General features: G+C 71.2%; 11 protein-coding genes and 1 pseudogene. 7 read left to right on the top strand and 5 right to left on the bottom strand.

Features of this window, described 5'->3' with window-relative positions; translation table 11 throughout:
• Positions 1-2: 2 nt before the first annotated feature.
• On the top strand, positions 3-374 hold the full coding sequence (locus MYF83_RS24240; RefSeq protein WP_248962951.1) for a hypothetical protein: 372 nt from the start codon (positions 3-5) through the stop codon (positions 372-374).
• A gap of 29 nt (positions 375-403) precedes the next feature.
• Positions 404-1,729 (top strand): carotenoid oxygenase family protein, encoded by a 1,326-nt coding sequence (locus MYF83_RS24235; RefSeq protein ID WP_248962950.1) that lies wholly within the window; start codon positions 404-406, stop codon positions 1,727-1,729.
• A gap of 49 nt (positions 1,730-1,778) precedes the next feature.
• Here MYF83_RS24235 and MYF83_RS24230 read toward each other — a convergent pair whose 3' ends face one another.
• Positions 1,779-2,393, bottom strand: a complete 615-nt coding sequence (locus MYF83_RS24230; RefSeq protein WP_248962949.1) for a TetR/AcrR family transcriptional regulator — start codon at positions 2,391-2,393, stop codon at positions 1,779-1,781.
• A 104-nt stretch (positions 2,394-2,497) separates the two neighbouring features.
• Between MYF83_RS24230 and MYF83_RS24225 the strand changes: the two genes are divergently transcribed.
• On the top strand, positions 2,498-3,133 hold the full coding sequence (locus tag MYF83_RS24225) for an NAD(P)-dependent oxidoreductase (protein WP_248962947.1): 636 nt from the start codon (positions 2,498-2,500) through the stop codon (positions 3,131-3,133).
• 22 nt (positions 3,134-3,155) lie between these two features.
• Here MYF83_RS24225 and rho read toward each other — a convergent pair whose 3' ends face one another.
• Positions 3,156-4,322 (bottom strand): transcription termination factor Rho, encoded by a 1,167-nt coding sequence (rho, locus tag MYF83_RS24220; protein ID WP_248962946.1) that lies wholly within the window; start codon positions 4,320-4,322, stop codon positions 3,156-3,158.
• Positions 4,323-4,914: 592 nt separating this feature from the next.
• On the opposite strand from rho, the pseudogene MYF83_RS24210 reads away from it, so the two are divergent.
• Positions 4,915-5,526 (top strand): annotated as a pseudogene (locus MYF83_RS24210) (MBL fold metallo-hydrolase); the annotation flags it as partial.
• Positions 5,527-5,610: 84 nt separating this feature from the next.
• Here the strand turns inward: MYF83_RS24210 and MYF83_RS24205 are convergent.
• Both MYF83_RS24205 and MYF83_RS24200 read right to left on the bottom strand, forming a co-directional pair.
• The gene (locus tag MYF83_RS24205) at positions 5,611-6,891 is read right to left on the bottom strand and encodes an MFS transporter (protein WP_248962945.1); all 1,281 of its coding nucleotides are present in this window, start codon (positions 6,889-6,891) and stop codon (positions 5,611-5,613) included.
• 88 nt (positions 6,892-6,979) lie between these two features.
• Positions 6,980-9,238: an MMPL family transporter gene (locus tag MYF83_RS24200; RefSeq protein WP_248962943.1), complete on the bottom strand. Its 2,259-nt coding sequence runs from the start codon at positions 9,236-9,238 to the stop codon at positions 6,980-6,982.
• Positions 9,239-9,425: 187 nt separating this feature from the next.
• On the opposite strand from MYF83_RS24200, the gene MYF83_RS24195 reads away from it, so the two are divergent.
• On the top strand, positions 9,426-9,914 hold the full coding sequence (locus MYF83_RS24195; RefSeq protein ID WP_248962942.1) for an NUDIX domain-containing protein: 489 nt from the start codon (positions 9,426-9,428) through the stop codon (positions 9,912-9,914).
• Here MYF83_RS24195 and MYF83_RS24190 read toward each other — a convergent pair.
• Positions 9,883-10,125, bottom strand: coding sequence for a hypothetical protein (locus MYF83_RS24190; RefSeq protein WP_248962941.1), 243 nt, complete (start codon positions 10,123-10,125; stop codon positions 9,883-9,885). The two genes, MYF83_RS24195 and MYF83_RS24190, sit on opposite strands and share 32 nt — an antisense overlap.
• Positions 10,126-10,307: 182 nt before the next feature.
• Here MYF83_RS24190 and MYF83_RS24185 point away from each other — a divergent pair, with 182 nt between their 5' ends.
• Entirely contained in the window at positions 10,308-10,907 is a 600-nt protein-coding gene (locus MYF83_RS24185) for an ArsR/SmtB family transcription factor (RefSeq protein ID WP_248962939.1), read from the top strand.
• Positions 10,904-12,208, top strand: coding sequence for an MFS transporter (locus MYF83_RS24180; protein ID WP_248962938.1), 1,305 nt, complete (start codon positions 10,904-10,906; stop codon positions 12,206-12,208). The genes MYF83_RS24185 and MYF83_RS24180 overlap by 4 nt, the downstream gene beginning before the upstream one ends.
• Positions 12,209-12,229 lie beyond the last annotated feature (21 nt).

The following is a 12,229-nucleotide window of genomic DNA, read 5'->3' as shown; positions in this document are numbered from 1 at the left end:
AAATGCTCCGCAGCCTCCTCGGGTTCCTCCCATGGATCGTCCTCATGCCGTACGGGCCCGCCCTGGTCAACGCGTGGCTGGCGCTGACCGCCCTGGGCTCTCCGGCCCTCCGCAGGCCCTTCACCCTCGGCATCGCCCGGAGCATGACCTCGCGTGAGATGTGGGACACGCCGGTGTTCTACCGGGTCAACGCGGTCATCACCTCGGTCTGGGGCGCCGCCTTCGTCATCGCCGCCGTCTCCCTGACGTTCCTGCTGCACAGCGCCCCGCACGCGACGGTCGCCGTCATCTCGATCAAGGTGCTGAGCTTCGTCCTGCCCGCGCTCTTCACCGTCCGCCACCCCACGGTCGTCGCCGCCCGCCACGCGGTCTGAGCCCCGCACCATCATCTGGAGGCACCTCAATGACCACCGCCACGCCCACCTACCTGACCGGCAACCTCGCCCCCGTCCCCGACGAGATCGGTGCGCTCGACCTGCCGGTCACCGGCGCCCTCCCCGCCGAGCTCAGCGGCCGCTACTTCCGCAACGGCCCGAACCCGCTGCCGGGCCAGGATCCCGGCCACTGGTTCACCGGCCCCGGCATGATCCACGGGATCCGGCTCCGCGACGGCCGCGCCGAGTGGTACCGCAACCGGTGGGTGCGCACCCGCGCCTTCACCGGCGGCGCATCCCTCGTCGGCCCCGACGGCATCGACCTCGCGGCCGTCCCCGCCAACACCCACGTCGTCCACCACGCGGGGAAGATCCTCGCCCTGGTCGAGGTCGGCCTGCCGTACGAGATGACCCCGGAGCTGGACACGGTCGGGCCGTGCGACTTCGGCGGGCGGCTGACCACCGCGATGACGGCGCACCCTAAGCAGGATCCGGTCACCGGGGAGCTGCACTTCTTCGGGTACGGCTTCTTCGACCCCTACCTCACCTACCACCGCCTGTCCGCCGCCGGCGAGCTGGTCGAGAGCCGTGTCGTGGACGTCCCCGGGCCGACGATGGTCCACGACTTCGCGATCACCGAGAACCACGTCGTATGGCTGGACCTGCCCGTCGTCTTCGACCTGGACCTCCTCGGGCAGGGCATGCCGTTCCGGTGGGACGACGCCTACGGGGCCCGCATCGGCGTGATGGACTGCGGCGGGCGCGTGACCTGGTTCGACGTCGACCCGTGCTACGTGTTCCATGTCGGCAACGCCCGCGAGGACGCCTCCGGCCGGGTGGTGCTGGACGCGGTCCGCTACTCGCGGGGCGCCTTCGCCGAGATCTGGCCGCGCATCGGCGGCAGCGACAACCCGGCGGCGGACACGGGCGGCGCCGTCCTGCACCGGTGGGTGCTCGACCCGGCCCGCGGCACGGTCACGGAGCAGCAGCTCGACGACCGCAAGGTGGAGTTCCCGACGCTCGACGATTCCCGGGTCGGCCGTCCCAGCAGGTTCCTGTACGCCGTGTCCGGCGACGCGGTGGTGAAGTACGACACCGGGACCGGCGCCTCCCAGGTACGGGATCTCGGCGCGGAGCCCGGCGAGGCGGTGTTCGTGCCCGCCGCGGGCGCGCGGTCGGAGGACGACGGTTACCTGCTGTCGATCGTCACCGACCACGCGGGAGCCGGCTCGGAGCTGCTCGTGCTCGACGCCGGAGGGCTGGACTTCGTCGCCTCCGTACGGCTCCCGCGCCGTGTCCCGGCCGGTTTCCACGGCTCCTGGATCGGCGACGCGGAGACGTCAGAGACCGCCTAGATCCCCAGGGCGATCTTCACGGCCTCCGGGGCATCCCGGGGGCCGGACGTCAGCCGATGCCGCCGAGGAGCGTGCGGACCAGGCCCGCCGCGAAGTCGTCGGCGCTTCCCGGCGAGGCCTCCTCGCCGACGAACAGCCGCAGGAAGGCCCGCTGGTAGCAGGCGCCGAGGAGCAGCGACGCCGCCGCGTCCGGGTCGGTGCCGGCGCGGACGCGGCCTGCGTCGCGCAGGGCGCGCAGGTACCCGGCGAGCGCCTCCAGCGGCTTGTGCGGGCCCGCGCCGAGCTTGCGCAGCTCGTCGCGGTGACGCTGGAGCAGGGCGGGCTCGGCGAACAGGGACGAGCCGATCGGCATGCTCGCCTCGTAGAACAGCGTCGCGGTGCGGGCGATCTCGGTGAGGCACTCTTCGGTCGTCCGCTCGCCAGGGTCGGCGGACAACCTGCCGATCACCGAGCCGAGCGCGGGCAGCCGCTCCCGCAGGACGGCGACGAACAGCTCTTCCTTGCCGGTGAAGTGGCGGTAGAGGGCCGCCTCCGAGCACCCGGCCTCGCGGGCGATCTCCTTGGTGGTGACGCGGGAGAGCCCCATGGTCCGCATGAGGTGCTCGGCGGAGTCCAGGATGCGCCGGCGGGTGCGGGCGCCTGCGGCCGTGCGCGGCTGGGGCATCTGGATGACTGGTCCTCTCGGCCGGTGCGGCTTTTGGCCGCGTACGGAACGGGTAGTCATCCTATGATGTGAGTGAGTACTCACCAACATACGGGGGACGTCTCATGAAGCTCACCGTTTTCGGAGCGACCGGCCGCACGGGCAAGGAGGTCGTCCGGCAGGCGCTGGACGCTGGGCACCAGGTCACGGCCGTGGTCCGCGATCCGGCCCGCCTGTCCATCAGCCACTCCGCGCTCCAGGTGATCACCGCCGACGTGACCGGCCCGGACGCGCTGCGCCCCGCGCTCGCCGGCCGCGACGCCGTGATCTCGGCGCTCGGGCCCAACAGCAGGGGGGAAGCGGGCATCGCCTCGGCCGCGCTGGGCTCGATCCTGCGCGCGATGGAGACCAATGACGTGCGCCGGCTCGTCGTCCTCAGCGCCGTCCCGGCCGGCCCGCTCCCCGAGGGGGAGCCCTTCATCTACCGGTCGGTGGTGCTTCCGCTGCTGAAGCGCCTCCTGCGCGAGGTGTACGCCGACCTCGGCGCGATGGAGGAGGAGGTGCGGCGCAGCCCCGTGGAGTGGACGATCGTGCGCCCGCCCCGGCTGACCGACAAGCCGTACACCGGCACCTACCGGCGCGTCGTCGGCGGCAACGTGTCGCGCGGGCGCTTCATTTCGCGCGCCGACCTCGCCCACGCGATGCTGTCCTTCCTGGACGACCCGGCCACCGTCAAGCAGGCGGTCGGCGTCGCTTACTGACCTCTCACGACGGTCAGGGCGGTTACGAGGTCGCGACCTGCCGCAGGAAGGCGGCGTTCGAGGGCGTCTCGCGGAGGCGGTCGAGGAGCACGGAGAGGGCCTGCTCGCGGTCCAGGCCGGACAGCACGCGCCGGAGCTTCCAGACGATCTCGCGCTCGTCACCGGCGAGGAGCAGCTCCTCGCGGCGGGTTCCGGAGGCGGCCACGTCGATGGCGGGGAACAGGCGATGCTCGGCGAGCGCCCGGCTGAGCCGGAGCTCCATGTTCCCCGTCCCTTTGAACTCCTCGTAGAAGTAGTCGTCCATCCGCGAGCCGGTCTCGGCCAGAGCGGTCGCGAGGATCGTGAGCGAGCCGCCCTCACGGGTCGCGCGAGCAGCGCCGAAGAGCCGTTTCGGCAGGTAGACGGCCTGGGCGTCGACGCCTCCCGTGAGGGTCTTGCCGCCGTTCGGCGCGATGACGTTGTAGGCCCGGCCGAGCCGGGTCAGCGAGTCCAGCAGGACGACGACGTCGCTCCCGCGTTCGGCCAGCCGCTTGGCCCGCTCGACCGCCAGCTCGGCGATCAGGGTGTGGTCGCGCTCCGGCCGGTCGAACGTGGAGGCGATCACCTCGCCGTGCACGGATTCGCGGAAGTCGGTGACCTCCTCGGGCCGCTCGCCGACGAGGACCACCATGAGATGGCTGTCGGGGTGGTTCCTCGTGACGGCCTCGGCGATCGCCTTGAGCACCATGGTCTTGCCCGCCTTGGGCGGTGCGACGATCAGCCCGCGCTGCCCCTTGCCGACGGGGGCCAGGAGATCGATCAGGCGGGTGACCGCGGATCCGGTCTCCAGCAGCAGGCGGTCGTGCGGGTGGACCGGTGTCATGGCGGCGAAGTGCGGCCTGGCCTGCCCGGGCTTCTCGCCGTCGACGGACACCACCTCGGCGGCGCCGCCGGCTCCGCGCGTGCGCGCCACCAGCAGGTCTCCGGGGCGCAGGTCGAGCTCCTTGACCTGCGCGAGGGACAGGCGGGCGTCCTTTTCGCCCGGCAGGTGGCCGCCGGTCCTGATGAAGGCGGCCTTGTCGCGGATGTCGAGCAGGCCGGACACCTGCTCGATCCGGCCGTCCGGTTCGCCGGTCGGAGTGCGCCGGCGCGTCCTTTTCTGTGATGCCTGCGAGGTGTTCCTCGCGGGCGCTTCGATGGTCAGAGTCATGATTTGTCCTTGGGGATGGGCCGCACGCGGGGCTGAGCCGGTCGGCGGGAACGCGCCGGAGGCCGTACGACGGAGTCGCACAGGGGATCGTCGAGATCGCACGGAGGAATCGTCCGGACATGCCGGAACACCAGGCGGCGACGGCGATGACCTTCGGCCGGGACCTGCGACCGATCAAGTGATCGGCGCGAGATGCCTGCCCTCAGCGGGGCGGCGAAAGATGAGTTGAACGGCTCTGGAACGGCGAGGGATCGAGTCGACCTCGCTGGAGAGCCACTTACAACATAACAGCACCGACCGGTCCCCGCGCAAGCCCGATCGCTGATCCCGGGCGGGAACGCCGGCGGAAGATGATGGTCGATGGCGGGGTCGGCCAGGGGCGATCGCGGGTGCGAATCCCGCCGGAGGGTGTGCAGCCCAGCGCCTGTACATGTCGGTGGGCGCGGTCAAGGCGCACATCTCCAGCGCGCTGGCCAAGCTCGGGCCGGCCAACCGGATCCAGCTCGCCGTGCTCGCCCACGACGCGTGGGAGTGATCCGCGGGTCCCTGCCGTGCCAAGCTGGGGGCAGGCGTCCAGAGTTGGGGGAGTTCGATGTCATACGCGGCCAGGCTGATCGCCGGTGTGGAGGTGGTCCCGCTCCGCGACGCGGTGGGCCCGATGGGTGGTGAGCTTCGCACGCCGCTGCGGGAGAAGTTCACCGGGTGGTCGGCCGAGCATCGGGCCCTGCTCGACGGCGACGAATGGATCCTGCACTTCCGGTGCTACCTGCTACGCCTGCCCACCGGGGGGACGGTCCTGGTGGACACCGGGATCGGCGGGGCGGACTCGCCGGCGGCCAACTGGGCGCCCGTGCCCGGCGGGCTGGTGGCCGAGCTCGCCGCGGTGGGCCTCCAGCCTGCGGACATCGACACGGTGGTGCTCACCCACCTGCACAGCGACCACGCCGCCGGGGCCGTCACCGACGGGGTTCCGGCCTTCCCCAACGCCCGGCACGTCCTCCAGCGGGCCGAGATCGACTGGATCGAGGGCGCCGGGCCGAACCCGATCCTCGAACGGGTCCTGCGCCCGCTGACCGGGCTGGTGGACGCCGTGGAAGGGGGGGCCGAGGTGGCCCCCGGCGTGCGGGTCTTCCTGGCTCCCGGCCACACGCCGGGCCATCAGGTGGTCGAGGTGGGCCCGCTGACGCTGACGGGCGATGTGATCCTGCATCCCGTCCAGCTCGCCGACCCGGCCATCGGCTACGTCCACGACGAGGACCCGGAGCGGGGGATCGGGACGCGGCAGGCGCTACTGCGCAGGGCGCGTGGCCGCGGCGGGCTGATCGGCACCGCCCACTTCCCCGAGCCCTTCACTGAGCTCGGCGATGAGCCTGCGCGCCTTGCCCCGGTAGCGCAGCACCTGGACGGCGCCGATGATCCAGATGGGGTACTGCATGGCGAACGCCAATCGGTAGGCGGAAAGGCCGGTGCCGCCGCGCAGGTCCAGGCCGATGCCGATGAGGGCGATCAGTGACATGGTGGCGGTGAAGCCGCCGCCGTTGACGATGCCGGTGGCCACGCCGATGCGCGCGCTCGGGTTGAAGGTGCGGGCGTAGTCGAACCCGATCATGGAGCCGGGGCCGTTCCAGGCCAGCACGATGACCAGCGCCACGAGCAGCCACAGCGGCGCGCGTCCCGGCCACAGCAGCACCGTGCTCCAGGCGGCGGCGGTGGAGCCGATGACGATGAGCACCATCCGCGACCGGTGGAAGGGGTGGCGGCCGGCGAGATAGCCGAGGACCGGCCCGAAGACCATGCCGGCCAGCGTCATCGCGCTCAGCAGCACGCCCGCCGTCTCGGGCCGCAGTCCCTGGCCCTCGACGAGGAACGGGTAGCCCCACAGCAGAAGGAACGCGGCCGAGGACGACTGGGTGGCCGCGTGGGTCCACATGCCGAGGCGGGTCCCCGGCTCGGCCCACGCCTCGCGCACTTGTGGCCGTTCGGGCGCCACGGCGGGGCGGGAGTCGCGCAGGGCGGCCGCCACGAGCATCAGGGAGAGCGCGCCCACCGCGGCGGCGGCCAGGAACGTGGGCGTCCAGCCGTACCGGTGCAGGCCCTGGATGAGCGGCACGGCGGAGGCGATGGCGCCGAGCTGGCCGAGCAGGCCGGTGAGCTGGGCGATCAGCGGGTTATGCCGGCCCGGGAACCAGATGTTGACGAGCCGGATGACGCTGATGAAGGTCATGGCGTCGCCGCAGCCCACCAGTACCCGCCCGCCGATGGCTTCCAGCAGCCCGCCGGACACGGCGAACAGGAGCTGGCCGCAGGCCATGACGCCGGCGCCGATGAGCAGCATGCGCTTGGAGCCGAGCCGGTCGACGAGCATGCCGACGGGGATCTGCATCCCGGCGTAGACCAGGATCTGGAGCATGGCGATCACCGACAGCCCGGTGGCGCCGACGCCGAGCCGCAGGCCCGCCTCGATGCCGGCGACGCCGAGCGACTGGCGGTGGAAGACGGCGACGGCGTAGGCGAGAACGCCGGTCGCCCAGATGATCCAGACCCGTCCAGGTGTTCTTTCCCCCGCCATGAACGATATTTTACTGTTTGTCCGTTTGTAGATCACGACCGGGCCCGCGGCGCGGCGCCGCGGGCCCGGGTCCCCCTGCCCGTCCCCCTCACGCCACGGGCACGGGAGTCTCCTTCCGGCGAAGCGCCGCCTGCTCATCGTCCTCGTCGTCGCCGTGCGAGAGCTGCGGCAGCCAGTTCAGCCAGCGCGGCAGGTACCAGTTCCAGTCGCCGAGCAGCTTCATCGTCGCCGGCAGCAGGACCGCGCGGACGATGGTCGCGTCGATCAGGATCGCCGCCGCCAGGCCGACGCCCATCTGCATGAACGTCAGCAGCGACAGCGTCGCGAACGTCGCGAAGACGGCGACCATGATCAGCGCCGCGCTCGTCACGACGCCGGCCGTCGACCTGATGCCGAAGGCGACGGCGTCATCGGTGCGCATCCCCCGGTCGAAGGCCTCGCGGATCCGGCTGAGGATGAACACGTGGTAGTCCATCGACAGGCCGAACAGGATCACGAACAGGAACAGCGGCAGCCAGTCGGTGATGTACCCGGTCGAGGTGAAGCCCAGCACGCCCTCGCCGTACCCCTTCTGGAAGACCAGGACGAGCACGCCGTACGCCGCCGCCACCGACAGCAGGTTGAGCAGGATCGCCTTGACCGCGACCACCAGGGAGCGGAACGAGGTCAGCAGCAGCAGGAAGGCCAGCAGGAGCACGAACCCGAAGACCAGTGGGATCGTGCGAGCGAGCTGGTCGTTGAAGTCCATCGAGCCGGCGGTGTTGCCGGTGACGTGGGCCTCTCCGACGCCCGAGAGCGTCGCGGGGAGCACCTCCTCCCGTAGCGAGCGCACCGCGTGCTCGGCGGCGGTGCCCTCGCCCTTCAGCCCGATGGAGATCCTCGCCACCGTCTTGTCCGGGTTGACCTCCACGCCGAAGGGCTCGTTGGCCTCGCCCGTGGCGAACGCCCGCCGCTTGAAGTCGTCGATCGCCGCGGTGACGGCCGGGGTCGTCACGTCCGGCGCCTTCAGCACGACGACGGCCGGGTCGTTCCCGCCCGGGAACGCCTTGTCGATCCTCTTGAACGTCTCGGCGATCGCGTAGTCGCCCTGCAGGTCGTCGATGGACTGCGAGCCGGTGCGCAGCGCGAACGCCGGCACCGCGAGCCCGACCAGCAGGCCGCCCGCGACGACGGCGGAGACCAGCGGGCGGCGCAGGACGCCGGTGAGGACCGCGTTCCAGAACCGGCCCTGCCCGTCGCGCCCGCCGAGCTTGCGCGCCCAGGTGATCCTGCCCCGCGTCAGCACGCGCACGGTGCCGTGGATCACCCGCGCGTCGATCTTGTCGCCGATCAGCGAGAGCAGGGCGGGCAGCACGGTCAGCGAGCCGATCATGGCGGTGAGGACGACCAGGATCGTGCCCTCCGCGAAGCCCATGAACGTGCCGTTGCCGGTCAGGAACATGCCGGCCATGGCGACGATGACGGTGATGCCGGAGATGAGCACCGCGCGTCCCGACGTCGCCGCCGCGATCTCGATGGCGCGCCGCTTGTCACGGCCCTTCGCCCGCTCCTCCCGCTCCCTGCGGATGTAGAACAGCGAGTAGTCCACGCCGACCGCGAGGCCGATGAGCAGCATCAGATTGGGGGTGGCGTCGTCGACGTGCAGCAACTGGCTGGTCAAGCCGAGCAGCCCGGTGGCGGCGACGATGGCCGTCATCGCCAGCGCGAGCGGCACCAGCGCGGCGAGGATCGCCCCGAACGCCGCCAGCAGGATCCCGAAGGTGATCGGCAGGGAGAGCTGCTCGGCCCGGACGAAGTCCTTGTCGATCGCCTCGCCGATCAGCTTGTTCGCGCTCGCCCCGCCGGCCTGCTCCACCCGCAGGTCGGGGAATCTCTCCTGCACGCCCGCGACGGCGGTGAGGACCGGCTGCACCCGGTCGTCCGCGGTGTCGGCCGCGCCCTTCATGTCGAACTGGACGAGCGTGGTGTGCCGGTCGGCGGTGACGGGCGAGGGCTCCTTGTCGTACGGGGTGCGCACGTGCTCGACCTGGCCGGTGGCGGTCACCGCGTCCCGCACGCCGGTGACGGCCTCGCGGAACCGCGGGTCGGACACCGTCAGCGAGCCGTCCTTCGACTGGATCAGGACGACCTCGCTCGCGACGTCCTTGAAGGCCGCGCCGTCGAGAATGCGGCCGGCCTCCCGGGAATCGCCGTTCTGGCTCTCGTAGCCCTTCATCTTCGCCGTTCCCACGGCGTTCCCGGCGAATGTCGCCACCGCCACGAAGGCGACCCAGATCATGAGCGCCGCCCAGCGGTGGCGGGCGCTCCACCCGCCGATCGAGGCGGCCAGATTCCTCCGGCGTCTCATCCCGTTCTCTCCTGCCATTCGTTTTTAATTTCGAAGGTAGAAGCGGGAAAAGCCCGGTACATCGGCCGTGGAATCCAGAGAGGGATCCTGCGAAGGGGGTAGGACGCCGTGGAACCGTCCCTCTTCAGGTCTACGGGTCAGCCCCTAAGGGACGGGTGGGGATGGCCTCGGCACTATGGTCGGAAGCATGGTCGCGATCTCGCCCGACGAGTTCTACGCTCGGCTCAACAAGACCCTCGCGGGCGCCGGCGCGTTCATCACCGACCCCGACGGCCGGGTGCTGCTCGTCAAGCCCAACTATCGCGCTCACTGGCTCTGGCCAGGCGGTCACGTGGACGAGGGCGAGACCCCCGACCAGGCGTGCGCCCGGGAAATCGTCGAGGAGCTCGGGATGGCCCTGCCGGTCGGCAGGCTGCTCGGCGTGCACTGGGTGCCCCCGTTCGGCGACCGCCCGGTGCCCCTGGTGCACTTCCTGTTCGACTGCGGGAGCCTCGCCGGCTGTGACGGCCTCGTCCTGCAGGAGGAGGAGCTGGACGAGTGCGGCTTCTTCGACGAGGACGAGGCGAGGGCCCTGATGCCCTCCTACCTCATCCACCGCCTGCACGCGGCCCTGGACGCCAGACGCCACGGCACGACGTTCTACCTCACGGAAGGCTCCCACGAGTACATGCCCTGACCGCCCTGTCCGGCCGCTGCCCGCGAAGGCAGGATCGGTTCATGAACGGGTGCCGGGGGACGACGGCGTCCGGAAGCGCCGCGGCGTCCGAGATCCCGTCCGGGCACGCGATCTCGATCAGCGGCGCCGATTCGTCCGGAAAGAACACCTTCAGCAGCGGCGACCGCTCGGCCGGGTAGAACAGGCGCAGGCCGATCTCGGCCGTACCCACCGGCGAGCGTCCATGGATCGGACACGACCCCCTCGGTCGGCGCCCGCTTCCTGCGCGCGCGCTTCACCCTCCTGGCCTTCATCAAGCCCTGAGCGCCCCTGTCGCCCGCGATGAGGACCCCGAGGCGTGGTGACAGATCTGAGAGTTGACTCTCACGAATTGTGAGAGAATACTCTCACGTCATGGACTCTGATAATCCTCTGGGCGATGTCGAGATCACCGATCCGCAGACGATGCGGGCGTTGGCGCATCCGGTGCGGCTGGCGATCCTCGACCATCTGCGGCGGTACGGGCCGGCGACGGCGACACAGCTCGCCCCCGACGTCGGAGCGACGCCATCGGTCACCAGTTGGCATCTGCGGCACCTGGCGGGCTTCGGGCTGGTCCGCGACAGCGAGCCCGGCCGAGACCGCAGGCAGCGGCGGTGGGAGGCGGTGGCGCGCGGCTTCCGGTTCGAGACGCCCGACGACGAGGAGGGCAGGCCGGCCGCTCGGATGCTGCTCCAGCAGATGATCCTCCGCTACGGAGACCTCCCGAACCGATGGGCCGCGGAGGTCGAGCCCGAGCTCGATCCGGTCTGGCGGCGACTCGCCGGTCTCGCCAACACCCGCGTCGTCGTCTCGGCTGAAGAACTCGCCGCCATCGAGGATGGCATCGAGCGGCTTCTCGCGCCCTACGTGACCCGTGACCCGGCCGACCGGCCGGCGGACGGCCGCGGCGTCCAGCTGATCCGTTACGTCCTGCCGGAGGGGGCAGGTGAGCGGACCGGTGGGACGCCGTGAGCGCTCCGGTCCCGGTGTCACTGTGGCGTGATCGACGGTTCCGCCGCTTCTGGGCCGGTCAGTCGATCTCGCAGTTCGGCGACCGGATCTCCGAACTCGTCCTGCCGCTGATCGCCGTGGGGACGCTGCACGCATCGGCCAACCAGGTGGCGTGGCTGACCGCATTGATCTGGACCCCTAACCTGCTCGCGGCCCTCCTCGGGGCCTGGGTCGACCACCGCGTCCACAAGCGCCGCCTGATGGTTCTCGCCGACCTGGCGCGCGCCTCGGTGCTTCTCACCATCCCGGCCGCCTACCTGCTCGGGACGGTGACCATCGGCCACCTGTACGCCGTGGCGCTGGTGATCGGCGCCGGCGCGGTGCTGTTCAACACCGCCTATCCGCCCTTCTTCGCCCACCTCGTGCCGCGCTCGTCCTACGTCGACGCGAACAGCAAGCTCAGCGCCAGCCGTTCCGCGTCGTACGTCGCCGGCCCGGCGATCGGTGGTGCGCTGGTCCAGGCGATCACCGCTCCGCTCACCATCATCACCGACGCGCTGTCCTTCCTGGCGTCGGCGGTGCTGATCGGCCGGATCCCGATGGACGAGCCGAGGGCCGCCGACGACGTGGCGGCGCTCTCGCTGCTGCGGCGTGCCGGGAAGGGGCTGGCGTTCGTCGTACGTCACCCGGTGCTGCGGGCAGGCCTCGGCTGCGCGGCGACCGTCAATTTCTTCACCTTCGTATCGGGGAGCGGGCTGACCGTGCTGTTCGCCAGCCGTGTCCTCGGGCTCTCCGCGGCGACCATCGGACTGGCGTTCGGTGTGGGCGCGTTCGGCGCCCTCCTTGGTGCCGTGATCGCGCCGAAGGTCTCACGACGCGTGGGCGTGGGGCGCAGCATCGCCGTGGGCGCCGTCCTGTTCCCGGCCCCGATCGCGATCGCCGCCGCCGCGGACGGCCCTGTCTGGGTCCGGGCCGGCGCCCTGGCCGCGGCCGAGTTCCTCTCCGGTATCGGGGTGATGCTGTTCGACGTCAACCTCAACTCCCTCCAGACCGCTGTGATCCCCGATGGCATGCGCAGCCGCGTGGCCGGCGCGTTCAGCATGATCAATTACGGCGTACGCCCCGTCGGCGCCGTCGTGGGCGGCCTCCTCGGCACCTTCCTCGGCCTCCGGACCACGTTGATCGTCGCCGCCGTCGGCGGGGCGCTGTCGCTGCTCTGGCTCCTGCCCTCACCGATACCGCGCATCCACAGCCTGGCCACGCTCAGGCCGGGGGATGCGGCCGGTGGCGTGGAGATGGCCTGTGCGGAGACGGCCCCCTGAGCCGAGGTGTGGCTGAGGGGG

This window comes from Sphaerisporangium perillae (assembly GCF_023276435.1).
Lineage (GTDB): Bacteria > Actinomycetota > Actinomycetes > Streptosporangiales > Streptosporangiaceae > Sphaerisporangium > Sphaerisporangium perillae.
Note: the sequence above shows the minus strand (reverse complement) of the source record. Positions and strands in the feature narration are given on the sequence as shown.

Excerpts from the sequence above, each read along its gene's own strand:
- MYF83_RS24205 (WP_248962945.1), bottom strand. The coding sequence starts at position 6,891 with ATGGCGGGGGAAAGAACACCTGGACGGGTCTGGATCATCTGGGCGACC.
- MYF83_RS24200 (WP_248962943.1), bottom strand. The coding sequence starts at position 9,238 with ATGAGACGCCGGAGGAATCTGGCCGCCTCGATCGGCGGGTGGAGCGCC.
- MYF83_RS24240 (WP_248962951.1), top strand. The coding sequence starts at position 3 with ATGCTCCGCAGCCTCCTCGGGTTCCTCCCATGGATCGTCCTCATGCCG.
- MYF83_RS24195 (WP_248962942.1), top strand. The coding sequence starts at position 9,426 with ATGGTCGCGATCTCGCCCGACGAGTTCTACGCTCGGCTCAACAAGACC.
- MYF83_RS24230 (WP_248962949.1), bottom strand. The coding sequence starts at position 2,393 with ATGCCCCAGCCGCGCACGGCCGCAGGCGCCCGCACCCGCCGGCGCATC.
- MYF83_RS24185 (WP_248962939.1), top strand. The coding sequence starts at position 10,308 with ATGGACTCTGATAATCCTCTGGGCGATGTCGAGATCACCGATCCGCAG.
- MYF83_RS24225 (WP_248962947.1), top strand. The coding sequence starts at position 2,498 with ATGAAGCTCACCGTTTTCGGAGCGACCGGCCGCACGGGCAAGGAGGTC.
- rho (WP_248962946.1), bottom strand. The coding sequence starts at position 4,322 with ATGACTCTGACCATCGAAGCGCCCGCGAGGAACACCTCGCAGGCATCA.
- MYF83_RS24235 (WP_248962950.1), top strand. The coding sequence starts at position 404 with ATGACCACCGCCACGCCCACCTACCTGACCGGCAACCTCGCCCCCGTC.